Consider the following 22,580-nt stretch of genomic DNA (forward strand, 5'->3'; position numbering starts at 1 on the left):
AGAGATTTGCGACAATATCGGTCGTGCTTACATTTCGCCAACCGCACAACGCGAAGTCTAAGACAACCGCCTCGCCCCAGAAACTGCCTGAGATTCTGGCGAACGTCGCTGCTCTGTTGGCGCAAGTTCAATCTCTCAACATCCAAACAACAGACGACATACGTCGCGCAATTTTCATTCTCGAACTCACCAATTGCTGCATCCGGTTGCTGATCGAGCAGACCACACTGGATGAGACGATCATAACGAGCTTGCTGACGCGGTCGGCGATGATTGATCTGCGTATTGCCGAGACGCGAAGGGAGGCGGCGCATCTGTTTGGAGAAAATGATTTGAAATTGAGGATTGCGGACTATGGAGAACAATCGAAAGGCGCACCGTGTTCGGTTTGAACATAAGCACATCGTAAGCATCATGGGTGTCGATGGAACATGGCGGCGAAGCTGCATTCTCGTCGATGCCTCGGCGAGCGGTGCCAAGCTTGAGGTCGAGGGCTCAACAGACCCCCTGAAAGCACAAGAATTCTTCTTGGTGCTGTCCTCCACCGGCTCGGCTTTCCGACGCTGCGAGCTGATCTGGGTGGATGGCTCTCACGTCGGGGTTCAATTCGTCACCGCAAAGACAAAGGCCAAGACGAACGCAGGAAAACATCTCGTCAGCTCACAATGATGTTGTCGAACGCCGCTATGAAAACACCAAAGCCAAAGCAGTGGAGGTGCCAGGAGGTTCGGCGCTTAGCCAGGCTCGCTCGCCAAGGAGTTGGCGTATCGAAAATCGCTGCCGACTTGGGCCGCCACGCCGGTTCGATCATACGGATGGCGCGGACATAGGAGTGCTGCTGAAGAAGTAGGGCCCGTCGCGGACACCTCCGTAACATTGCCGAGTGCTGTTTAGCGTCTACTTGCGACCCGATCTGTGACCAGCTAATTTTTGGACAGTGGCGCATGACCGTTGAAGCCCTGGGCGAGGATTCTTCAGAACGAACTTCATTGGGCAGCCGCATTCATTGCCTTCTCCGATCATGATGATTTCGCTTCATCGAGGACAGCTGAGCTGACTGTTTGCGTGAAGATAAGGGAGGCGCTGATGATTTCGCCCTATACTGAACCGGCAACCATCAAATCAGTGCTGTTTGTGGTCGCTGTTGAGCTACGAGCGTTCATCTGGGGCGCCAACCGAGGTAATGAGGCCGCTAGCAGGGAAGTAAGCGCCACACCCATGCCGGCGCGTGTGCCCGCCCTTGTGCTGCGCCGCCTGGCCTGCCGCCTTGCTCAAGTACCGAGCCTTCGAACGAACCAAACCGAAACACAAAGCGATAGGGACGCGCGACGACAACCCGCACGGTGTCCGCGGCTCCTTCCGCTGCGGTCGTTTGGGACTTGTATCGTCCTACCTCCGATTGCATACTCTTCCCGTTGTCGCCTTCGCATCGTTTCAATAGTCATTGTTCGAGGCAGTAACGAGTAATCGAGTTCAGGTTTACAATTATTCGGCTATTCTGCGTGAACGGGTCGAGGGCCTCATCGCACTATTTGACGAACTGCAGACGCTCCGGCGTCGCCTGCGAGCCGCTAACGCGAGAAGGATTGGTCGGCGTATTCCGAAGCCGGTGCGGAGGCGGAGGGTTCTTCTTCGGTGATGGCTCGTTCAATGCAACGATCACGCCCCCCCCGCTGCGACATTGCTACGAATGCGCATCAGTCGCTCTAAAAAACCTCCGTCGCGTCAGATCCAAGCTTGGACAGAGCGACGGTCAAAAAGTCGTCGATGGTGGAGATGTCCTCCGGCTGAGCCGACAATGCTTCACGTCCCATCAGTCGGGCGCCGGCACCGACAGCTTGGAGCCCGTCAGCCCCGATCCTGCGCAGATGAGACAGTGCCGCGCTGAGGCGGTCACGATCATCGCCACCAGATTCGACGTACTCGTCGATGTCGGCAGCGAGCGACCTTGGTTCATTGAACGCCCGCAGAGCCAATGGCTCCTTGTTCTGTGCTCGGAGCCAACGAGCAAACGGGTTGAGCGCATGCACGTTGGACTTGATCGTAGCAGGCGGAACCTTTCCAGTGCCGCGGCCTCTGGTACCATCGGGAGCAATTCTGTAGTCTTTGACCTTCTCCACGAACTGGCGGATCATCCGCTCGTTCTGGGGAGGCATCGATTGCTCTCGCGTATTCACAAAAGCTGGAGCCGGAATGGGATTTCCAGCCTGAAAACTGCGGAGTGTTTCCAATGCTCCACCCACATAGTTCCTGCTCTTGGCGCTCGCCACCTTCATAAATTCATCTTTATAGACGGTCAGCAGATCAGCGTTGCCAAGCAGGTCCTTTTCGCGTGATGCCTTGGGGTCGGAGGAACTCGCTGAACATTCGAATAGCCGTCAGTTCTCGATGGTCTTGGTCTTACCGTTCGCGCTACGAGACGCCGTCTTGAACTCTTCAATCACCTCCAGGTCCTATTCGGACGGTCGACTGCGCTTTGCGAAAGCGATGCGGAGCTCTGAATAGAGGGCGTCGGGGGACGAGCCGCTGGACAACTTTTCCCGGCGACTTTCTCCAAAGACCTTGCCGAGCCCTGATTTCACCCGAGAGACAGTCCACGAGACTTGCTGTCCTTCGTCCGCGCCTCCGGTTGTGCTTCCGACGGCGCTGTGTAGCGCATGCTGCTGAATGATCTGCTCCGCAAGTCAGACTGGTAAGCGTTTGCGGTCGAGCCAAGGTGAGCGTGCGGAACATCGACACTATAACGCGTACTGCTGAAGGAATTGTCCCGCAGGTTGGAGCTAGGCGGCATCCGCATCGAACCACCAATGTCCGTACGGTGGATATTTTCATGCGACCGGGCGGCTGGAGCCTCGGGGGAACTCGCGTCAGGCGAAACTTGCCTCATCGGAAGAGCAACGGGTACTACTCCCGGGCAAGATCGCATGCGGCACATCGGGATCGAACTTGGGATGATCGATTGCCGTTCGAAGACCTACCGGGAAAGTTCTGCTTCGCATCAATTATGTCGATTCCCTCACATCTACGACAAGCCGGGTCGCGCCTGCACAGCCACATACGCAATGCACCTAAGATCTTGAGACCTTGAGGTCTCTCCTTGTGATCAGAAGCTTCAGAGTGATCGCCGCATGTATCATCCAGACTGTACAACCTGCGCGAACCGCCGTCGCCTATGATTACTCGCACCGTGCTTGGCAACGGCGAGCATCCGCCCTGACTAGCGCAATCTGTTGTCGCGGCGATACAGCCGCTCTTGTTTGCGCCAGATGCTACGAACCTCGCGCTTCGTCAGGTTTGGTAATTTCCATTAGATCGCGGCAGGCCGACGGTCCTCTCACATTGATGGCAAGATGAGGCAGTTTGCTCTGAGTGGCGCAGAACTGGGCTTTGACCAGACGCTTGCAGGCGAACATCTCAGGTCGCGCAAAGCAAGAACGTTTTCATTGGCAAGGAAGCGATTGGCTACAGATTCATCGCCGATCGACGCTCCAAGCTCGCGGGCATGCCGTGTCCAAGCCGTTGAAATCCCAACCCTGAGAATGGATGGCATATTGTTTGCTTCAACAGTGAAGTGACAATCTACAAAGCGCAAGTTTGCGAGGACAGCATGCTCGGAATTGGAAGTCAGTTGCCGCCATTCGACATCACAGGCGTGAAACCCGGTTTTCATATACAGGAAGAAGAAGGGCAGAGTGCATTTGAGACGCTGACCGAGCTGAGCTTTCCGGAAAAATGGAAGATCATCTTCTTTTATCCCAAGGACTTTACCTTCGTCTGCCCGACAGAGATCGCTGAATTTGCCCGACTTTCCGAGGAATTCGCTGACCGCGATGCGGTTGTGCTGGGTGGTTCGACTGACAACGAGTTCTGCAAACTTGCTTGGCGGCGCTCACATGTCGACCTACACAATCTGCCAATCTGGCAGTTTGCTGACACAAAGGGAACGCTCGTCGACGGCCTTGGCGTGCGTTCACCCGAGGGAGTTGCCTATCGTTGCACGTTCATTGTTGACCCCCAAAACACGATTCAGCACGTCTATGCTACCAATCTCAGTGTCGGGCGCAGTCCTACGGACACGCTCCGCGTGCTGGACGCGCTGCAAACCGACGAGCTCTGTCCCTGCAACCGCGAAATCGGCGGCGAAACCTTGAAGGTTGCTTGAGGCAGCATGTCGTCGATCGAACAAATAAGCAACAGAATTCCCGATTTCGCAAAGGATGCCAGGCTTAACTTGACCTCCTTGGTGGCCGATGAGACGCTTTCGCCGCAACGAAAATACGGGCTGCTGCTAGCGAGTGCGGCTGCCACCCGCAATGCAGCCCTGGTGGCCGCGCTGGAATTCGCGGCGTCCGCCGTGATGACCTCTGTAGAGATCGCCGCAGCGAAAGCCGCCGCCACTGTGGAGGCAATGAACAACGTCTACTACCGCTTCGCTCACCTCGCTTCCGACCCGGAATACAAGACGATGCCGGCACGGCTACGTATGGACGTGATCGGCAATCACGGGGTGGACAAGACAGATTTCGAGCTGTGGTCGCTTGCGGTCTTCGTCATAAATGGTTGCGGAGTCTGCATTGATGCCCATGAGAAGACACTGAGCGCCGCGGGCGTTGATCCCGGAGCGATACACACCGCCGTGCGCTTCGCTGCGATCACGCAGTCAGTGGCGATCGCTATCGAGACCGCTGGGCCCGTCCCCGCTCTAGCGAGAGGCTGATCTCTACTCTGCCATTCGATGAACCCAGTTGGGTCGCCCCACGCACTGGCCCCCACAACGAGGCCTTTGCGGCTACCGAACGAGCGTCACTGCGCGTCACCTCGGCAAGTCATGTTGCGCAGCGTCCATATGAAGAGCGTCGGGTCGAATTCCCGCCGTCCACAAATGACATGCCATGCGGCACGGATCGGATGAGTTCCCGTTTGCCTAGCCTCGGTCTTCCGACGGGCCTTTCGTTCACCGTCATCCAAACTTGAACAGCACACCATACCCGCCGCGTGGATGGCTCCATTGGATGTCGCCGGTCGGCTCAGCGATAACGCGACAGGTACCGCACTCGATGCATCCGTCAACCGCTACCTCGACCTGGCCGCCGTCGTTGAGCTCGTAACACCGAGCAGGGCAGACTTTCAAAAGTGCAAGTAGCTGCGGCGATGGCGTCGTGTGCGCACGGACCTTGACGTGAGGGTTTCCGACGTCGACAAGATAGCGGTTGTAATACAGCTTGTCTGCGACGCGCACCGCGGGTTCGGAACTCATGCTTTGGCTTTCCATTGTTGGATTTCACACTGTTGCGGTCAGCGCCAGGCCCGCGCAAGACGACAGGCATCGCCGAACAGACCTGACCATGACCGCGCCTTGACAAAGGATTTCAGGCTCGCTTTCTCCTTTTCAGCCTTGGGCGTACCATCGACGCGCACAAAGTTCTGCATCGCCTTCGAGATGAGCTGCGGATAGGTGAGAAAGAAGTTCTGGGAATGAGTATGCATTAGGGGCGGCAAATCCTTGTACTTCTTCAGATCTTTGAGGACGAACGAATCGTCCAACATCTTCTTGTAGATTGACAGATTTGTTGCACTCATCGGTTCGCCGCGTGATTTGACCATACCTATCGCTTCGGCGGCGATACGGCCGGAAGTCATCGCTAGATTCGAGCCTTCACGATGAATGGCATTGTTGAGTTGAGCCGCATCGCCCACCACGACCCAGCCTTCCCCATAAAGCTGAGGGATCGACTTGTAACCGCCTTCGGGAATGAGATGCGCCGAATATTCCTTGACCTCGGACCCTGCTATCAGGGGCGTCACTGAGGGATGCCTCTTGAATTGATCGAGCAGTCCGTACGGCGTTTGGCCCGTGCGCTGGAAGTCGCCGACGAGACAACCGATGCCAAGCGAAATGCACTCTTTATTGGCGTAGATGAAACCCATCCCGGTCATGCCACGAGAAATGGTGCCGGCCGCCTCGATCACGACGCCTTCATCGCCCCTGAGATTAAAGCGCGCCTCGATAGTCTCGCGAGGCAGGAAATGCATTTCCTTAACCGCGAGCGCAACCTTGTCGGCTGTCGGGCGCGCGCGTAAGCCAGCACGTGTGCCGAGCAGGCCATTGACCCCTTCGGCCAGGACGACGACGTCGGCATGTATTTCGCCGTCTCTGCGATCAGTACGAACACCGACGATCCTTTCATGATCGTCCCGTACGAGCTCGGTGACGGTGGTCTCGCACAGCACGATCGTACCAGCTTCACGCACCTTGGAAGAAAACCATTTGTCAAACTGAGCGCGTATGATCGTATAGCGGTTCGGCCGCTCCTCGTTGAAGTCCTCCGAACGGTAGTGCATGCCGACATGGGAGCGGTCGTCCATCATCCAGAACCGCTGTTCGATCAGGTGGCGCTCGAGCGGCGCCTCCTCTCGAAACTCTGGGATCAGCTTTTCCATCATATCGGCATATAGGATGGCGCCCTGCACATTCTTCGATCCGGGATATTCGCCCCGCTCGAGCTGCAGCACCTTCATGCCGCGTTTGGCCATCGTCAATGCCGCCGCGTTTCCGGCCATACCGGCTCCGATCACGATCGCATCGAATTTTTCGTCAATCATCCTCATCTCCTCTAGACCGCGATCCGAGCGCGCGACTCTGGCAAAAGCCGCGCGCGGAATGCAGCCGTCAGCGTCGGTAGCAATTGAATGGCATCACTGACGATCGCGAGATGGGCGAAGTCGAAGATCGGAGCGTTCTTGTCAGTATTGACCGCGACGATCAGATCCGCGCCCTCGACGCCAACCCGGTGCTGGATCGCACCCGAAATGCCGGCGGCAATATAAAGCTTCGGCCGGATCGTTTTGCCTGTCTGGCCGATCTGCCGGTCAGACGTAACCCACCCTTTTTGCACGAGAGGACGCGAGCAGCCATATTCAGCCCCAAGCAGACTTGCGAGCTCGCGTACCAACCGAAAGTTCTCAGGCGATCCTAGTCCTAGGCCGCCCGCAACCACGACATCGGCATAGGCCAGATTGGACGTTTGTGCATCGCGATCGGGCAGGAATGACAATACTTTTGTGACAATATCGTCTTCGAAAAGGCCGAGCGGATGAACGACGATACGAGCGGCATCGCGCTCGACACGCTCAGGCATCGGCATGACCCGCGGGCGGACGGTGGCCATCTGCGGGCGATAATTCAGGGTGTAGATCGTGCAGAGCAGCGAGCCGCCAAAGGTCGGACGCGTCGCCGCAAGCGAACCATCAGCGTCCACGTCCAGCGCGGTGCAGTCGGCAGTGAGCCCCGTCGACAGGGTCGTCGCCACGGAACCTGCGAGATCCCGGCCGAGCGTCGTCGCTCCCAACAGCAGGATCTCGGGCTTGTAGGCGTTGACGAGTTCGGTTAGCGCCTTGGTGTAGGATTCGTTACGGTAATCCGACAAAACATTGTCGCTCACGAGATAGGCCACATCGGCGCCATAGCAAAAGGCTTCAAGCGCGGCATTACGTGTGTGCTGCCCCTCCGGACCGATAATTACAGCGGCGAGATTCACTTTTAGCCTGTCGGCAAGGCCGCGCCCTGCACCCATAAGCTCCCAGGAAACGGGATGCACCTGACCACGCTCAAGCTCGACGAAGACCCAGACGTGCTTGTACGACTTAAAGCGCTCCGGCAGCTCTTTTTTGGCTGCTGCGCGGCCGCCGGCCGCTGGCATGGCCGTTCTGCTGACGTTGCTCATACTTTCAAATTCCTCCTCAACAATAGGGGCGCCGGCGCCATGGGTTGTTAGTTCGCTTCGTTAACTGAAGATCACTTTCGGTTAGCAAGTGGCTGGCTGCTCAGCCCCGCCTGCGTGCTCGGACCGGCCGGACAACAACACACGTCGTCGCAATAGAAGCACCCGTCCGCCTGAATTTGGAGGGCCCTTCCAAACCGAACCCTTACTCGCCCGGTTCGACGAGCGCCACCGCGGCTCGCCAGGCCGCCGTGGTGATTCTAACCGATAGCTTCGATACCTGAGTGGGCGATTTCGTACGCTGCGCAGGACCTGCGACCCAGTTCGGCCCAACGCCTCCACATTGGCGGCGAAGACGAGGGCGATCCTGGCAACACTTCTGTCACGCAATCCATCCCGCCCCTCAAAGCAAAGCATTCCGTATGGGCCGATGCTGGCGCTGTTCGTGGCACGGTTCCCATCCGCCAAGAGATGGGCACCGACCTGAGCGGGATCGGGAACCGCTTTGATGCAGATGTTGTTGTGCATACCGACTGCAGGAGTAACGCGAAGCGAAGACTTACCATTGACCAGCATCTGACCGACGCTGCGGAGCTCTGGTCGCTTCAAAACCCGTATTCAAGGAAGCTAACGCGACTATGGGCCTCGGGATGCTAGCGCAGGTCTCAGCAGGTCGTAAGAGCAGCATCATAGGTCCTCCTTCAAACTCATGCGGTCGACTGCCATCTGTCGGCATCGATGGCAGGACAACAGCAAGTGTCGTACCAGTTGCAAAGACCATTGAAAGCCAGTCGAAAGTAATCGTCCTGCGACACAATTCAACGAACCGCTGATACGGTTGACACGAGCAGTCCAGACATGGGTCGGGAATACGACAACCGCCGCTCCGGTCATGGCTTCAGATAGTTGAGCACGATAAAGAGAAGGCCCCAATATCGGATCGCCTCGGCGCGAGGTCGGTCGCAATTCGCTTACAGTGAAAGGCTACATCACTCCAACTCGCTCAACGGGACAAAGGCCGCGGCCTTCTTAGTGTCTGCGACGGCATCCTTTAAAACCTTGAACACTCGCTGATCGATCGGTGACGATCTCACGAAATCTGCATAGGCTTGCTCCAGTATCGCCTTGCACCTAGCTCTGATTTCCGCCTCTGGAGCGCCAGTAAATTGCTCATCGGCCAAATATTGTCCCATGCGCTTTAAGATGTGAAGGCGCGCGACGTTCACTATCTTCGGGTCGTACTCTACGCCGAGAAGCGAAAAAAACTCCTCTGCGGATGAGGCCTTGCCGAGGCGATCCAGGGTACCGGCTACCGCAGTCGAGTTGATCATCGAACATCCTCCTTCGGGTTAGCTCCGGACAGCCCCCACCAACAACGTGGTCGACAAGGGTACCGATTCTTCCAATGACATGAATGCCGGATTCGTGCACAAATACACGCTCGCCGACAACAAACGGTGCGGCCAGCTAGGGCTGTGCCAACGCTCTCGAGTTCCGAGAGTATGATGCCGGCCTCGCGTGAAGCCGCTTGAGGCGAACGCGATTTCCTCGAGCCATGCATTTCCGGCTGCCTAGCCGAAACCCAGTGACGATACTGATGCGCGACTCGCGGCGGCCTTGATGGTGGATACCGCGTTCCCGGCTGCGAGGCCCGGTCCGGCCGCCTTGGACACACGCGGTCCCAAACCAAACGGCATATCCACACCTCCTCCCTCCGCGCGGCCTACAGATCCGGCGAGGCTTTGTCGGAGGAATGTGCAATCGCCGGCTCTTCTGCCCGTTGAGATGACGGGGCGCCGACCACAGCTATCCCAGCTGCCGCCTGCGACAGCAAATCGCGCCGGCGCTCGGCCATCCGGCTCTCACCGCGTTCTTCACCGAAGCAGATGTTGAATTCGCTACATTCATTGCACACGGGCGTCGTGCACATCACAGAGCCTTCGTTCTCGCAAAGCATGCGGTAGAAGAAGCGCTTCCAACGCATATTATTAGCATTTCGCGCGGCGAGCGGCGAGAAATGACGGCTCAACAGCCGAGAGAGCTCGCCACGATTGCGCAAACCGAGAGCTTCCCACAGATGGTCCGGCTCTATCGCGCGGCGCGCGATCATCGAAGCCAGCCAGCGGCCAATATCCCCTTCGGTCGAGCGTTGCGTTAGCAAAAGATCGCGAAGCATTGCGATCTCCTCGTCCTCTTCCCACTTGAAAGGCGAGACCTGCTCCGCGGCCTTGACCTCGGTTGTGGGGAAGTACTGCTCCAGTAAGGCCGCCAATTCAAGGCCGGGAAGGCCGACCTTCTCAGGAAGGGAGCCGCCATCCATCGTGGCAGCCGCCAGGATAGACGCCAGGACATGGCGATCGAGATTGCTGTCGGTCGCGATATCGGCATCCGCAGGAGGCACGCCGGTGAGCAGGCGGTAGATCCCAATTTCGCTTTGAAACTGGCTTTTGCCATCAACGGCACAAGCGGTCATGAACGGAACGATGTGCGGTTCGGACATAATTCTGCGGGTTTTCACAATGGCGTAGTTCGCACCTGCGAATTCGACTTCGATTTTGCGTGAGGGTCGAGCGTCAGTATGCCGGTCTCCAGGGAGGAATAGTGTGGGAGACCGGCATCTGTCACGCGCCCTTACAACGCCGTGACGCGCGACCTTTACGAGGCTGCGAGTTCGGCCGCGGTCTTGCCGATGATGGATTCATCCACGGGCTTCATAATGCCATGCTCCATCAGCATGTCCTCGAGTTCATCCATGGAGATCGGGGTGGGGATAATGCCTTTGCCGCCATTGTTGTGAACCTTGGTCGCAAGATTGCGATAGTGATCAGCCTGCTTGGAATCAGGTGCATATTCGAGAACCGTCATCCTCCGCAATTCTGCATGCTGCACCACGTTGTCGCGCGGAACGAAGTAGATCAGCTGAGTGCCTAGCTTCTTGGCCAACGCCTCTGCCAACTCCAGCTCCTTGTCGGTCTGCCGCTCGTTGCAGATCAACCCGCCCAGCCGCACGCCGCCAGAGTTCGCGTATTTCAGGATGCCCTTGGAGATGTTGTTCGCGGCATACATCGCCATCATTTCACCGGACATCACAATGTAGATTTCCTGCGCCTTGTTCTCTCGGATTGGCATAGCAAAGCCGCCGCAAACAACGTCGCCAAGCACGTCGTACGAAACATAGTCGATGTTCTCGTAGGCGCCGTTCTCTTCCAGAAAATTGATCGACGTGATGACACCGCGGCCGGCACAGCCGACACCTGGCTCCGGACCACCGGACTCCACGCAACGAATGTCCTTGTAGCCGACCTTCATTACGTCCTCGAGCTCCAAGTCCTCCACGCTGCCGGCGCTAGCGGCAAGGCTCAAAATCGTGTCTTGCGCCTTGGCGTGCAGAATCAGGCGGGTCGAGTCCGCCTTCGGATCGCACCCTACGATCAGGATTTTCTGACCCATCTCGGCTAACGCCGCCAGCGTGTTCTGCGAAGTGGTGGACTTACCGATTCCGCCTTTGCCGTAGAACGCGATTTGTCTCAGTGAAGACATGTTGCTCTCCATCAACCGATTTGCCAAACGTTGCGCGCTTCTTGTGCGAGCTTGGTTCTCTCACAGAAGCGGGGGCACACGGGTTCAAGGGAAGGAGCGCATCGCTCGCCTTGGGCGTCGACGTGCACTCAGCCCTCACTCAGTGTTGCTGCAGCTCATTAGCAACAGCCGTGCCAGCGCCTGACTCCGTACATTAAGCCTCTGACTACGCTTACAAAAGCCACCCAGCCGGCGCCTGATCGTTGGCTGTCTTGGATGTGACGCGATCTGCGCGGCTGTCGGAAAACAAACAAACAAGCTCAAACATCAACGACAAAAGCCGGAATCACGGGATCTATTCCGATTTCTCCAGTTGTGGAACGGAACTTGCTGTTCCTCTCGCAAGCGGAGCGATATCGGGAGAATGAATATGCCGGACGGGCTCGAAACCTGACGGACCAGCGGCGAGTGTTGCAAATGCGCAGCGGCGCTTGGTGCACAGATATCGGATTTGACCGAAGAACTTCTAATGGGATCGCGGTAGCCGCAACGGCTTTGCCACTCGGTCAGTTCAGCCCCCCCTACATAGGCAGGCCATGGCGACAATCATCGTATATCAGAAGCCCGGCTGTGCTAATAACGCGCGTCAAATTCAAGGGCTCAAGACCGCCGGCCACGACGTGGTCGTGAAAGACATCTTGAAGCAGCCATGGCATGCGGACGAACTGCGCACCTTCTTTCGCAATATGCCGGTTAACTCCTGGTTCAACCGAGCCGCGCCCCGTATCAGGTCAGGCGAAGTCAATCCCGATGCTATCGACGCGGCAAGCGCACTCGCATTGATGGTAGTGGATCCGCTCCTAATACGACGACCGCTGATCGACTTAGACGGGGCACGAACTGCCGGGCTCGATCGTGAGCCAGCGCTGTCGCTGCTCGGCGGCAAGACGCAAGATGATCTCGAGGTATGCTTGCACGAAGGACACTGCACGCCCTGCCGGTAGGCGTGAAGACGCTGAGCGTCCCTCAGCCAACAAGCGAGCCACACAATGTGGTTTTTCAGTTCGGGCTTGCTTCACGCGAAGTGGCCACGGGACCCTCCGCCAAGACGGCGCGCGAGTGATTGCTCGTAGGCGGCATCGCCGGTATTGCATTGGAATGCCGCGCTCGCCGCTTTGTAACGGCGACAGACGTCGCCGCATTCTGTAACCCTTATCACGCGCGGCTTCCGCAGCCCGCCTTGAATCGGAGCGCCAACGCCGCGAAGCACATTCTTCAAAGGATTTGTTTAAACAGACCACTGGGATTCAGTCAAAACAGAACATGTTTCGCGGCCGTGATCCTAATGCAACTTAGCGGGACAATTGTGCTGACGGTCCCTTTGTTCTTGATCGGTATCAACTACTGCTCTGTTCATCATGTGTGACAGAGATCTCGCGCGGCTGCTCGCGCGAGTTTTGGAATGGAGACTTAGATGAGAGTACTAACAGTTCTGACGAGGGCGTCGGTCCTCGCGCTTGCGAGCTCGTTGGCCAGCAATTCGGTCCGAGGTGCGGATCTGGGCCCGGCGCCGGTCTACTATAAAGCGCCTCCAATTGCGGCCTCCAGTCCCTGGATGATCCGCCTGCGCTTGCTCGGCGTTCTGCCGGATACCGCAGGTAGCTCAGTCAACGTTGCGGGAACGCAATCGCTGTCGTCACCGAATTCAGGGCTTTCGCTCAGTGACCGAGCCATACCCGAGCTCGATATCACTTACTTCTTCACAGAAAACGTAGCCGCTGAACTTATTGTCGCCGCGACTCGCCATCACATCAGCGGCAATGGCGCACTCTCGGGGCTCGATATCGGCACCGCCTGGCTGTTGCCGCCAACATTAACCCTGCAGTATCACTTCACCGATTTCGGCCCGCTGAAGCCGTATATCGGTGCGGGCATCAACTACACTGCATTCTTCAACCAATCTGCAGCCAATTTGTCGTTCGGCGGCGCTACCGTCACGGATCTACACATCAGAAACCAATTCGGCGCGGCGGTCCAATTCGGCTTCGATTATATGCTGACCGTCACTGGGGCCTCAACCTGGACGTGAAGAAGCTGTGGCTGCGGCCGGAGTACTCCGCGACCGTAAACAATGCGGTTGCCGTCACCGGGCGCGGCAATATCGACCCATGGCTCGTCAGCGGCGGCGTCGGTTACAGGTTCTGAGGGCGAGAACAGGGTCAGGGATTCCGTTTGATCGACTCGGACGCTGCGAGCGCGTCAAGCATGTCTCCTACCCTCACCGTGTGCAGTGGGGAGCCGGCTGACACGTTATCGCCGCGTCAGCTGGCCAGAGGCAGACAATCATTCCCAGCATTGCTCTCGCTGTGAGCTACGGATCGGGCGGCACGTAAGTGACGATACACGAACAGATTGGCGCGTTATAATTCTATTACTGCTTCGGCGCGCGTTGGAAAGAGAGCCACTTTGCCTATTTTGTCTCATAAGAGGCGATGCGCCGCGCCCATGACAATGACCTACTGCTAGCGACCCAGAGCTCGAGTTGGAGTCAACCTCAGACGATCCGAGCTCCGAGCGGCCGAGCAGCTCCTGGACGAACACGCCGTCCATGCTTGCGGCCCGGTCAAGTGGTCGCCAGAACGCCTCTAGCTTCGCTTGAGCACCATCACAAGGCGGTCGACACGTTTGCCTTGCTTGAGGTGGGATTTGACGATCTCGTCAACGTCCTCAGGCCTGGTCACGCGGTACCAGATTCCGCCGGGATAGACGACCAGCAGGGGACCAGAGCTACAAAATCCAAGGCAGCCCGCCATCGTGAAACCGATGTCGTTGAGGCCTTGCGCTTCGATCGCCTTGCCCATTCGATCCCACAGGGCTTGCGCGCCTGAGGCGCCGCAACTGCCATGGGGATGTCCTGGTGGACGCTGCGTGTTGCAGGCAAAGACATGATGCCGATAAAGCTGCGGAAGCTCAATTTCTTCTGAGTTCATGCGCCTATCCTCTGTTAATGCTGAAGGAATGAGGTGCGAGCACGTAATGCCGAGTAGCCTCTTAATTGAACGCACCATGATTCCCGGTCGCGCTTGCGGAACAGGCGCGATGAGCCTGCGCCATAGCGGTTCTCGTCGCCAAAGATGAGCGATAGATACCTGCGCGTCCCAGCGCAGCCTACTGATCAATTCTAACCTCCTCAAAACCCTCCGACCTATTTACTCGTCAAGTCGCGCCGGCTTTTTGTTCATTCATCTCGGCCTCGCAGTTTCCTGCTTGAAGACATCAACCGCAGTCCGGCTCAGCCGAAAAATCCCGCGGCCACGAGTGAGCGGCCGATAAGATGAGCTGGCACGAGTGTTCAGGACATCAAACCATTGGCCGGGCGTGAGCTTGGCCGGACGCTCGCTGATTTGTATCACCCTCCCGTTCGGGGCGAAGCGGACGTGGATGACAATTTCTTGCGAGTTCATACGATCCCTATTTGGTAACCCTCACGATCACGGGCCGAAGAGACCGATGATCTCGATTATAACCTGCTTGTCGGGCACTCGGCGCAGGCCTCAAGCCGAGCCTTGGACGCGGAGCCTTTTTATGATTGAGCAGCCTTTCTCCGCGCTCGCGTGGAACATCTCTCCTCCTCCCCTTCCTGGACGAGTACATGTTGCCGGTGACTTCCAGCGCGCTCCTGCATTACTGTGGAGCACGATGTACAAAGCACATATCCTTGGTCCGCGTGCTCATCTCTCGCAGTGAAAGGTGTGCGCGCGCCATCCAGCTGAAACTCTGCTAATTCAGTGTTCACCGAACACCGTTCCTCTTGGCCAACTTCAGTCGGTCGCGTTGGGTCGGCCGCAATCTGCACGCAGCGATCCGATCGATCGAGAAGATCGAGACGCGAAAATTGTCGGAACGGCTGATGTGATAACTCTGACGCATCACGGCGGCCCCAAGAAGCTGCGGAAAACGGCGCCGCAGCCCAATAAACGGGCCCAAGTCGGCGCCATCCGCGCAAGCTGGTCGTTCGATTTCGATCAATTTCTGCTCGGTGAGCGCCATCGTGACTTCTCTTCGACTAAAAGGCTGGTTCCCTTATTGCCAGAACAGGCGCTCAGGATCCGCGTTCAATTCGTCGATTGCAGAAGGCAAGCGGAGATAAAGGCTGTAGAATTCCCAGATTCCTCGCGCATGATTCTTCCGAAAAACCTTCCAGATCCCGCTCACGGTATCAAAAAGAATTAGGGCGACATCGATGAGAGCGCCATCCGTGTCTATATTGCGCGAACAACAAGGGCTCTCGACGAGGTAGCCACCCCTCACCGGCGCCACTTTCGGCGAGACGTAAAGATAGCGCTTTCGCGCGCTCAAGCCGCGCTCAATTCGTTTGCGATCGAGCTCGTTTGGGTGAGGCATCAGCCCCGTCTTTGCTTTCCTCATCAGCGCGGCATTCATGGCGAAAGCCTCCTTCAAAGCACTGCTACTTCTTCTTCGAGACAGCCGATGAGCAGCGCCTCACCAAAATCGACAATATAGATGGGCACGTTCGCTTCGATGTGGATAGCGACCTTGACGATTTCGCCGGTTGCTCCGGCGGTGAGCAACACTCCCTCGGGCTCCGCGTTCGGAAACGAGCTATCGTTGGTGAGGTCGACTGCGGCTTTGACTCGCTGGCCCCGTCGATATTTCGGACCACCTTGCTGAGTCATGACTCCTCGGGTAGTGGCAGATCATCGATCTCCTCGTAGGTGTCGGCCGGCTCTAGTTCCTTGCGTTTCATGCCAACGCGGTGGCCGCTGTCCAGAAACTCCACACCGTAGATGTAGAATTGCTGCAAGAAAGTGCCGATCGAGACGACGTAACCCACCTCCCCCTTCTTGACTAAGACGTCACCAATTTCCTTGCCGGGATAGGTGCCATCGTTTCGGATGGTGCGATTGGCTCGGAGCTTTTGGCCAAAGCTGAAGACGGGTGGGTCGCTGAGCTCGACGATGTCGATGCGACGAACGATGCTGCTCATATACCGGTCCTCATGCGCCGCTACCTCTTCAGATGCGGAGAAGCCGCCTAGCTCACGCGGCCAACCCTCTGCATCATTTTGTTCTCGCGCGCCGTATCGTCAATCACATCGGCCACGGAAGGGATGCCTCGGAGGCCGCTCTCGTACCACGAAGCGCCCTTGCATCGCCGAGATGCCGCCAGGCCGTGCTGCCGGCCCAACAGCACGACCGCAGGACAATGCAGAGCAGTCGCCGTCCGGAAAGGCGCGAACGCCCCCGCCTGCGACGCCGCCAGCCCCAAGGGCGACGCTTGCGCCGAATTCAGCACCAGGTCTTACCTTGCCGCTCATGAGACCTCACGCTTTAGCCTTGCGCATGATACCGCGGCAAGGACGTGTCGACCACGCAGGTATTGTCGACAGGACAGGCGGCTACACATTGCGGCTCGTCAAAATGGCCGACGCATTCGGTGCATTTTTTCGCTTCAATGACAAAGCTCCCCTCCTTCTCCGATATAGCAACGTTCGGGCATAAGGGTTCGCAGGCGGAGCAGCCCGTGCACTGCGAGGTGAAGATTTTGAAAGGCACATCTTCCCCCTTACGGCGCGGAGATCCGAGCTTCTACCGGAATCGCGTCGCCGCGCTCCACATGCTGGATCTCCCCGCGCTTCACTTTGTCAAGATAGGATCTGAACCAAGCGATCGTCGAGTTCTCAATGAACTCATAGGCGAATTGATCGACCGGCTCGATGCCCGCCTTCATCAAATTGCTTTTCGGGCCCCCGCCAATCTTGGCCACGAAGACCGCATGGCAGTCACGGATATCGCGCATGATAGTGGAAAGTCTATCTTCCTCGCCATAACCGCCATGGCAGTAAACCTCCACACGGCGTCGACCGACGAACTTGGCGCCGGATTTGGAAAGCTCGTACACTTGGAATTCTTTTGCATGCCCAAAGTGCTCGTTGATCAACCCCGAGCCCTTGGTTGCCACCGCCACCAGAAGAGTGATCGCGCTGATCTCTCCGGAAAGCTTCTCAAGCTCCTTTTGGCACGCCTGGGCTTTGGAGACGCGCTCATTCTCTACTCTTTGCTGATAAGCCTTGCGCATCTCTAAGTCATACTGGACGTCCATTTTCATCACCTGATCAGTGGTGAACTCTGGGCCTCGATCATCCCCGAGTAGACCAACCGCGTCGGCGCGGCACTGGCGACAATGCCGCATCATGTTTATCCGCCCTTCACAAGCATCTTGCAGCGCTTTCAGTTCTTGCGCGGTCGGGCCGCGCTGACCGTTGAAGCCAAATGCTGTGCCATGCTCAGGTGCGGAGATCAGCGGCATGATATTGTGAAGGAAGGCACCGCGCGACGTGACGGCCTTGTTGACCTCGACCAAGTGGTCATCATTGATGTTGGGGATCATCACCGAGTTTATCTTGCACAAAATACCCCGTTCGCTAAGCATCTCGAGGCCTTGCAGCTGGCGATCAGTGAGTATCTTTGCCGCATCGATGCCCGTGTATCGCTTGTGGTTGAAGAAGATCCACGGGTAAATCTTGGCTCCGATTTCGGGATCAACCATGTTGATCGTGATGGTGACGTGGTCAACCTTGGACCTGACGATGGCATCAACATAGTCCGGCAGTGCGAGTCCGTTGGTTGACAGACACAGCTTGATGTCGGGAGCGGCCTTGGAGACCAGCTCGAACGTTTCGAACGTCTTTGCTGGATTGGCCAGAGCATCGCCCGGTCCAGCGATGCCAAGCACTGTCATTTGCGGCATGGTGGTCGCGACCGCGAGCACTTTTCTCACCGCCTGCTCAGGGGTGAGCTTCTCGCTCACTACGCCCGGACGCGATTCATTGGCGCAGTCGTATTTTCGGTTGCAGTAATTGCACTGGATGTTGCAGGCAGGCGCGACCGCGACATGCATGCGAGCGTAATGATGGTGCGCGTCTTCGCTATAGCAGGGATGGTTTTTGATCTTTTCCCAGATTTCGGTCGGCAGATCGCCTTGGCTGGCCTTCGAGCCGCAGCTCGCCTGCCCGGTCTTCGCCGAAGCGCAGCAGCCCTTATGATCGGTGGTGGGCTGCATCATCTTGCCGTGATTTCCTGTAGCTTTGACATATGTTCCGCGACCGACGACCGCGTTCATTCGCTTTTTCCCTGGAGACATCGTCGCCCTCCCAGGACCATCCTTGAGCGAGCCTCATAAAGATGGGTAGCAACTTGCATGCCATGGCCAGAATGATGCAATCGCAGCCGCAGGCCATCGAGTTAGCGCGACGTTAGCACTGGCGCATGCAACAACAGCCATGATGAGCTTGTTAGCAAAACGACAGATACGTCGCCATTCTCACCCAGAGCTTTATGCCTTGCGCATTCATTCTCGCGCTAAGCTCCCCCTAACGCCGCTCCATCTAACGCGTTTGCCGCGCTGCGGCTCTCGCAAGCACGATACACGCGGGGGGATCCGGGCTCGACAAGGCCAGTAGTGGCTACCACGGATCCTGCTGGACGCCCAACGACGGGGCGCAGGATGGAGTTTAACGGCCTCGGCTCAACTGTGCGAGCGATTGTCTGCGTCATCAATTCCGTTGCGACATCTCTATGTTTGCTAATTTCGATATACTGGGGTCGCCCCTGACCGCATTGCCCGTAACTCGCTGCGGCGGCGTAAATTTGCTGGCGAAGAAGCCGGCCAATGCGTCTGGCGTTGTCGGCAGAACGGATCTGCGCCATTCAGCGTGGCCAGGACGATATGGAACGATACTCGGTGCCCTCAAACCAACGAGAGCGCCCCATGCAGCCGCCGCAACGACAAAGTCGATCTGCGGGAGTGTCTTCACGGATCGTGCCCGGTCTCGTCCCGCTTTTTCGCATTGATTGTAATCGGCAACCGGGTGTCGCTCGCCATCTCAGGCAAATCGAACACCCAGCCATTAGCGACTTTGATCCAGCCGCCCCATAGCGTCTCGTACTCGGATTCCACGATTTGCTCTTCGAGATCCTTTTTTGGCACGTAGATGGACAGGCCCTCCGGAGACCGGCGGATCATGATCTTCACGAGGTCTACTCCCTAACAGTGGCGCCGGAGATGGCGCGCATGCGAGCCACAATGTCGGATACAGCGCACACGACCTCATCGACCTCCGCCAACGAGGTCTCACGCGACAGAGAAAAGCGCACGGCGCCGTGCATCCGCCACGTCGGCACCTGCATGGCACACAGAACATGCGATGGCTGCATTGAACCGGAGTTGCAGGCTGATCCGAGCGACACGGCTATGCCCGCCCGATCGAGATGGTGGGCGATGGCTTCGCCTTCGAGGTGGTCGAAGGCAATATTAGCCGTGTTCGCCAACCGATTGCTGACGTCACCGAGCACAACGCACTCCCCATTGCGCAAAACTCCATGTTCAAGGCGGTCGCGCAAAGCGCCAATGCGAACGCGCTCGGGTTCAAGCCGCTCCGCCGCAAGCCCGGCAGCCTTCCCCAGGCCGACGATCCCGGGAACATTCTCGGTCCCGCCGCGGCGCCCTCGTTCCTGTGATCCGCCGCAAATTAGCGGCCGGAATTTAGTCCCTTTGCGCAAGTATAACGCGCCGACCCCCTTGGGACCGTGCAGCTTGTGCGCGGATAGCGACAGCATGTCGATCGCGCTTTCCTTTAGGTTCAAACGCACCTTCCCAATTGCCTGGACCGCATCTGTGTGAAACAGCGCGCCCGCCTCACGGGTCAATCCGGCCAGAAACTCCACAGGAAACAGCGTTCCGGTCTCGTTATTGGCCCACATAACGGAGGCAATGGCTGTGCGTGGCCCAAGCGCGCAGCGAAACGCCTCGATGTCGAGCCGGCCGCAAGCATCTACGGATACTACGTGCGTCTTGACTCCCCTTGTCGCCAATTGATGAGTTAGCGCAAGTACAGCGGAGTGCTCAACCGAAGTAGTGATAATTTCGTCTCGCTCTTCCTGCGTCACCAGAGCAGAGAGGATCGCGGCATTATTGGCTTCGGTCCCTCCCGAGGTGAAGACGATTTCATGATCGTATGCGTTACCCAACAGGTCCCTCAGGCTTCGCCGGGCCTGCCTCACAGCAACTGCGACGTCGTTGCCAAAGGCATGCCTGGATGAGGCATTGCCGAAGTTCTCAGTGAAGAACGGCAACATCGCTTGCACGACGGACGGATCAGTCCGTGTCGTTGCATTGTTATCGAGGTAAATCGGCGCTCGATCTTCGCTCAATCCACTGCCCCACCAGTACCAGCAAGGAGGATTAGCCGACTAAATCCGCGGATTTTATCCACCAGCCGCGCCTGTACGTCCCACGCTCGCCCTCGAAAGCTTACACGACGTACAGCCACGGGCCAGCCTAGCCATAAACAGGCTGCCATCGATGCCGATCAGCTGCCAGCCGCCAACGTGGAGTTGTAGAATGAGGCATGATATCTTCAAGCGCGTCGCGAATGCGACGCTCCCGCTTTGCCGTAGTGGACGACGATTGCCTCAGTTCTTTTGGCTCGGCCGGCGCGCTTCGATGTTTTCCTTCTCATCCCCTGAACAATGTTTTTCATCAGCAGAACGATTTCCCGCAGGAGCAGTTTGCGGTGGCGTTCGGGTTGTGAAAGGTAAATCCAGAGCCCTCCAGCGCCACGACGAAATCGATGGTCGTACCGACTAGATGCTCGCAGCTCTTGCTATCGACGAACACCTTCAGCCCATCGCATTCGATCACGGTGTCGTCAGGCTTCGGTTCCTCGGCCAGACCCATCTTGTATTTGAATCCACTGCACCCGCCTGCTTCAATCATGACCCGCAGACCGCCGGACGGGGGCGTCGACGATGACATCGCACTCTTGATTGCATTCACTGCGCTATCGGTCAGGTTGATCACGTCTTTCCCTCATCAGCTTGAACTAGCTAAGAGCAAGTCACGTGCCAGCGCGCAGACGCTTAATGATGCGCGCCTTCGCACGTTGGCTTTGGAACAGGTGTCGGATTGCTTACAATTGCTTGAGGCGGTGCCAGCCAATGACACGTTGTCTTCTTAGGCTGGACCGCTAGCTGCGGCGGCAGGCAATTTGCATCGTATCTGACACCGACCAACGAGTCGGTGAAGAGCTTAGATTGAGGACGAATTTAATGACTGCAATCGAGAACACCGCACTCGGCAGATTCGAGAAGGAGGGCCGCCTGCTCAACGCCGTACTCAAAGGTGCGACTACCAAGCCGGGCCGGTTCGGCTTTCGTGGCGACGTCGCACTGAAGTTCCAGACTCAGGTCGCGGACGAGAAACGACCGCCGGACTATTCGATCGAGCAGGTTCTGACGATCGCGCAGGACGGAGAACGCACTATTCCGGTGCTGGCCGGCTACCTACACTCCTTCGCGTATCTTGCTGACGTCGCGACCGTCCTTGACGGCGCCTTAAGCCCAACCGGCAGCTACTTCATGTTTTGCAACAACATCGATTTGCTTGCGAAATATCGAATCAAGTTCGGTGATATCAACTTTCACGTCTTGCCCTGCGATGAATCCACCGTTTGGAAGGAGATGATGGAGCTAGTCGGGCTCAACAAGGACGATATCAAGAAGCTCGATCCGGGCGGCAAGCTTGATTACCTCCTCGATGCCGCAAAGGATCTCGATCTGTCCTATGAGGAGATCTCTTACGACAGCGGGCTAAAGAGGATGGAGCCGGTGAAAAACCGCAACGAGAACCGCCCGGTCTGAGGCGGTCTTCAGTTGTTGGGCGATGCATCGTCTTCGACAAGACGCACGCCGAGGACACAGATATCACCATCCAGAACTGCCAACGCGATCGGCGTGAGCGTTCTACCCTGACATGGACCTTCGACACACCGGCCGGTGCCGAGTTCGAAGGTCGAACCGTGCTTGCCGCACATCAGTCGGATACCATATGGGTCCAGGAATTGGTTCCGCTCCCAGTCCAAATTGACGCTGTGGTGAGGGCATTGATTGATATAGCCAAGTACCTTTTTGCCCCAGCGCACCACAATGATTGACCACGGTCGGTGATTGCCATCATCATCGACGACCATAAGATGGAATCCCATGGCCTGGCGGCTCGGAATGTCGTTAAAGCCGCAAATCGCATAGATCGCGTCTGGCTGCATTCATCGCTCGTTTATTGCAAAACGTTCTTCATTGTCGCCGTGCAATCAAGCCTGCAAGAACCGTACAAGTGTCAGAACGTGTTTCCGGCAATCCAACCGCAAGTTTCGCCGTCGCAGCATACCTCATTGGCGTGGGCGCACAATTCAGAAGAATTCGCAGGAGCATTGAGCCTTGCTGCCCTTTCCATGCCTGGCTGCGCAGCTACAGCTTTCGC

The 22,580-nt window shown here is 57.3% G+C and carries 24 protein-coding genes and 1 pseudogene; 7 read left to right on the forward strand and 18 right to left on the reverse strand.

Annotated elements, in window-relative coordinates:
- The first annotated feature begins 23 nt into the window (after positions 1–23).
- A complete protein-coding gene (locus XI05_RS01890) occupies positions 24–392 on the forward strand; it encodes a hypothetical protein (RefSeq protein WP_271498297.1) in 369 nt (122 codons plus the stop codon).
- Positions 393–414: 22 nt separating this feature from the next.
- Positions 415–669: a PilZ domain-containing protein gene (locus tag XI05_RS01895; protein WP_333939810.1), complete on the forward strand. Its 255-nt coding sequence runs from the start codon at positions 415–417 to the stop codon at positions 667–669.
- 1,037 nt (positions 670–1,706) lie between these two features.
- Here the strand turns inward: XI05_RS01895 and XI05_RS01900 are convergent.
- Positions 1,707–2,276 (reverse strand): hypothetical protein, encoded by a 570-nt coding sequence (locus XI05_RS01900; protein WP_271498299.1) that lies wholly within the window; start codon positions 2,274–2,276, stop codon positions 1,707–1,709.
- 1,331 nt (positions 2,277–3,607) lie between these two features.
- Between XI05_RS01900 and XI05_RS01905 the strand changes: the two genes are divergently transcribed.
- Complete coding sequence (locus tag XI05_RS01905; protein WP_271498300.1) at positions 3,608–4,162, forward strand: peroxiredoxin; 555 nt, start codon at positions 3,608–3,610, stop codon at positions 4,160–4,162.
- Between the two features lie 6 nt (positions 4,163–4,168).
- Positions 4,169–4,717 carry a carboxymuconolactone decarboxylase family protein gene (locus XI05_RS01910; RefSeq protein WP_271498301.1) on the forward strand — a complete coding sequence of 183 codons (549 nt, stop codon included), beginning with the start codon at positions 4,169–4,171 and terminating at the stop codon, positions 4,715–4,717.
- Between the two features lie 243 nt (positions 4,718–4,960).
- On the opposite strand, the gene XI05_RS01915 is transcribed toward XI05_RS01910, so the two are convergent.
- The 6 genes from XI05_RS01915 to nifH form a co-directional block, all read right to left on the reverse strand.
- Positions 4,961–5,257, reverse strand: coding sequence for a ferredoxin family protein (locus XI05_RS01915; RefSeq protein ID WP_271498302.1), 297 nt, complete (start codon positions 5,255–5,257; stop codon positions 4,961–4,963).
- Positions 5,258–5,295: 38 nt separating this feature from the next.
- The gene (locus tag XI05_RS01920; RefSeq protein ID WP_271498303.1) at positions 5,296–6,603 is read right to left on the reverse strand and encodes an FAD-dependent oxidoreductase; all 1,308 of its coding nucleotides are present in this window, start codon (positions 6,601–6,603) and stop codon (positions 5,296–5,298) included.
- 11 nt (positions 6,604–6,614) lie between these two features.
- Positions 6,615–7,724 (reverse strand): electron transfer flavoprotein subunit alpha/FixB family protein, encoded by a 1,110-nt coding sequence (locus tag XI05_RS01925; RefSeq protein ID WP_271498304.1) that lies wholly within the window; start codon positions 7,722–7,724, stop codon positions 6,615–6,617.
- 986 nt (positions 7,725–8,710) lie between these two features.
- The gene (gene nifW / locus XI05_RS01930) at positions 8,711–9,049 is read right to left on the reverse strand and encodes a nitrogenase stabilizing/protective protein NifW (protein ID WP_271498320.1); all 339 of its coding nucleotides are present in this window, start codon (positions 9,047–9,049) and stop codon (positions 8,711–8,713) included.
- A 395-nt stretch (positions 9,050–9,444) separates the two neighbouring features.
- Complete coding sequence (locus XI05_RS01935) at positions 9,445–10,221, reverse strand: nitrogen fixation protein NifQ (RefSeq protein ID WP_271498305.1); 777 nt, start codon at positions 10,219–10,221, stop codon at positions 9,445–9,447.
- A gap of 155 nt (positions 10,222–10,376) precedes the next feature.
- Positions 10,377–11,261 carry a nitrogenase iron protein gene (nifH, locus tag XI05_RS01940; protein WP_027571409.1) on the reverse strand — a complete coding sequence of 295 codons (885 nt, stop codon included), beginning with the start codon at positions 11,259–11,261 and terminating at the stop codon, positions 10,377–10,379.
- 575 nt (positions 11,262–11,836) lie between these two features.
- Between nifH and XI05_RS01945 the strand changes: the two genes are divergently transcribed.
- Positions 11,837–12,244: an ArsC/Spx/MgsR family protein gene (locus tag XI05_RS01945; RefSeq protein ID WP_271498306.1), complete on the forward strand. Its 408-nt coding sequence runs from the start codon at positions 11,837–11,839 to the stop codon at positions 12,242–12,244.
- Positions 12,245–12,714: 470 nt separating this feature from the next.
- Positions 12,715–13,445 (forward strand): annotated as a pseudogene (locus tag XI05_RS01950) (OmpW/AlkL family protein).
- Positions 13,446–13,885: 440 nt separating this feature from the next.
- Here the strand turns inward: XI05_RS01950 and XI05_RS01955 are convergent.
- The 10 genes from XI05_RS01955 to XI05_RS02000 all read right to left on the reverse strand — a co-directional run bounded on the left by XI05_RS01955 (position 13,886) and on the right by XI05_RS02000 (position 21,122).
- Positions 13,886–14,230, reverse strand: coding sequence for a (2Fe-2S) ferredoxin domain-containing protein (locus XI05_RS01955; protein WP_271498307.1), 345 nt, complete (start codon positions 14,228–14,230; stop codon positions 13,886–13,888).
- An 802-nt stretch (positions 14,231–15,032) separates the two neighbouring features.
- Complete coding sequence (locus XI05_RS01960) at positions 15,033–15,290, reverse strand: hypothetical protein (RefSeq protein WP_271498308.1); 258 nt, start codon at positions 15,288–15,290, stop codon at positions 15,033–15,035.
- A gap of 33 nt (positions 15,291–15,323) precedes the next feature.
- A complete protein-coding gene (locus XI05_RS01965; RefSeq protein ID WP_271498309.1) occupies positions 15,324–15,683 on the reverse strand; it encodes a DUF3024 domain-containing protein in 360 nt (119 codons plus the stop codon).
- Positions 15,684–15,697: 14 nt separating this feature from the next.
- Positions 15,698–15,937: a nitrogen fixation protein NifZ gene (locus tag XI05_RS01970; RefSeq protein WP_271498310.1), complete on the reverse strand. Its 240-nt coding sequence runs from the start codon at positions 15,935–15,937 to the stop codon at positions 15,698–15,700.
- Entirely contained in the window at positions 15,934–16,248 is a 315-nt protein-coding gene (locus XI05_RS01975; RefSeq protein ID WP_271498311.1) for a nitrogen fixation protein NifZ, read from the reverse strand. The genes XI05_RS01970 and XI05_RS01975 overlap by 4 nt, the downstream gene beginning before the upstream one ends.
- 343 nt (positions 16,249–16,591) lie before the next feature.
- The gene (locus XI05_RS01980; RefSeq protein ID WP_271498312.1) at positions 16,592–16,816 is read right to left on the reverse strand and encodes a 4Fe-4S binding protein; all 225 of its coding nucleotides are present in this window, start codon (positions 16,814–16,816) and stop codon (positions 16,592–16,594) included.
- 10 nt (positions 16,817–16,826) lie between these two features.
- Positions 16,827–18,323, reverse strand: coding sequence for a nitrogenase cofactor biosynthesis protein NifB (gene nifB / locus XI05_RS01985; RefSeq protein ID WP_442869226.1), 1,497 nt, complete (start codon positions 18,321–18,323; stop codon positions 16,827–16,829).
- Between the two features lie 750 nt (positions 18,324–19,073).
- Entirely contained in the window at positions 19,074–19,295 is a 222-nt protein-coding gene (gene nifT, locus XI05_RS01990) for a putative nitrogen fixation protein NifT (RefSeq protein WP_271498314.1), read from the reverse strand.
- Between the two features lie 5 nt (positions 19,296–19,300).
- Positions 19,301–20,473 carry a cysteine desulfurase NifS gene (gene nifS / locus XI05_RS01995; RefSeq protein ID WP_271498315.1) on the reverse strand — a complete coding sequence of 391 codons (1,173 nt, stop codon included), beginning with the start codon at positions 20,471–20,473 and terminating at the stop codon, positions 19,301–19,303.
- A gap of 328 nt (positions 20,474–20,801) precedes the next feature.
- A complete protein-coding gene (locus XI05_RS02000; protein ID WP_271498316.1) occupies positions 20,802–21,122 on the reverse strand; it encodes a HesB/IscA family protein in 321 nt (106 codons plus the stop codon).
- Positions 21,123–21,370: 248 nt separating this feature from the next.
- On the opposite strand from XI05_RS02000, the gene XI05_RS02005 reads away from it, so the two are divergent.
- Positions 21,371–21,961 carry a hypothetical protein gene (locus XI05_RS02005; protein WP_271498317.1) on the forward strand — a complete coding sequence of 197 codons (591 nt, stop codon included), beginning with the start codon at positions 21,371–21,373 and terminating at the stop codon, positions 21,959–21,961.
- An 8-nt stretch (positions 21,962–21,969) separates the two neighbouring features.
- On the opposite strand, the gene XI05_RS02010 is transcribed toward XI05_RS02005, so the two are convergent.
- The gene (locus tag XI05_RS02010; protein WP_271498318.1) at positions 21,970–22,365 is read right to left on the reverse strand and encodes a Rieske (2Fe-2S) protein; all 396 of its coding nucleotides are present in this window, start codon (positions 22,363–22,365) and stop codon (positions 21,970–21,972) included.
- Positions 22,366–22,580: the final 215 nt, after the last annotated feature.

This window comes from Bradyrhizobium sp. CCBAU 11357 (assembly GCF_028128865.1).
Lineage (GTDB): Bacteria > Pseudomonadota > Alphaproteobacteria > Rhizobiales > Xanthobacteraceae > Bradyrhizobium.

Excerpts from the sequence above, each read along its gene's own strand:
- XI05_RS01910 (WP_271498301.1), top strand. The coding sequence starts at position 4,169 with ATGTCGTCGATCGAACAAATAAGCAACAGAATTCCCGATTTCGCAAAG.
- XI05_RS01915 (WP_271498302.1), bottom strand. The coding sequence starts at position 5,257 with ATGAGTTCCGAACCCGCGGTGCGCGTCGCAGACAAGCTGTATTACAAC.
- XI05_RS01935 (WP_271498305.1), bottom strand. The coding sequence starts at position 10,221 with ATGTCCGAACCGCACATCGTTCCGTTCATGACCGCTTGTGCCGTTGAT.
- XI05_RS02005 (WP_271498317.1), top strand. The coding sequence starts at position 21,371 with ATGACTGCAATCGAGAACACCGCACTCGGCAGATTCGAGAAGGAGGGC.
- XI05_RS01895 (WP_333939810.1), top strand. The coding sequence starts at position 415 with ATGGGTGTCGATGGAACATGGCGGCGAAGCTGCATTCTCGTCGATGCC.
- XI05_RS02010 (WP_271498318.1), bottom strand. The coding sequence starts at position 22,365 with ATGCAGCCAGACGCGATCTATGCGATTTGCGGCTTTAACGACATTCCG.
- XI05_RS01960 (WP_271498308.1), bottom strand. The coding sequence starts at position 15,290 with ATGGCGCTCACCGAGCAGAAATTGATCGAAATCGAACGACCAGCTTGC.
- XI05_RS01965 (WP_271498309.1), bottom strand. The coding sequence starts at position 15,683 with ATGAATGCCGCGCTGATGAGGAAAGCAAAGACGGGGCTGATGCCTCAC.
- XI05_RS01945 (WP_271498306.1), top strand. The coding sequence starts at position 11,837 with ATGGCGACAATCATCGTATATCAGAAGCCCGGCTGTGCTAATAACGCG.
- XI05_RS01970 (WP_271498310.1), bottom strand. The coding sequence starts at position 15,937 with ATGACTCAGCAAGGTGGTCCGAAATATCGACGGGGCCAGCGAGTCAAA.
- XI05_RS01920 (WP_271498303.1), bottom strand. The coding sequence starts at position 6,603 with ATGATTGACGAAAAATTCGATGCGATCGTGATCGGAGCCGGTATGGCC.
- nifH (WP_027571409.1), bottom strand. The coding sequence starts at position 11,261 with ATGTCTTCACTGAGACAAATCGCGTTCTACGGCAAAGGCGGAATCGGT.
- XI05_RS01955 (WP_271498307.1), bottom strand. The coding sequence starts at position 14,230 with ATGAACTCAGAAGAAATTGAGCTTCCGCAGCTTTATCGGCATCATGTC.
- XI05_RS01975 (WP_271498311.1), bottom strand. The coding sequence starts at position 16,248 with ATGAGCAGCATCGTTCGTCGCATCGACATCGTCGAGCTCAGCGACCCA.
- nifB (WP_442869226.1), bottom strand. The coding sequence starts at position 18,323 with ATGCAGCCCACCACCGATCATAAGGGCTGCTGCGCTTCGGCGAAGACC.
- XI05_RS01900 (WP_271498299.1), bottom strand. The coding sequence starts at position 2,276 with ATGAAGGTGGCGAGCGCCAAGAGCAGGAACTATGTGGGTGGAGCATTG.
- XI05_RS01905 (WP_271498300.1), top strand. The coding sequence starts at position 3,608 with ATGCTCGGAATTGGAAGTCAGTTGCCGCCATTCGACATCACAGGCGTG.
- XI05_RS01925 (WP_271498304.1), bottom strand. The coding sequence starts at position 7,724 with ATGAGCAACGTCAGCAGAACGGCCATGCCAGCGGCCGGCGGCCGCGCA.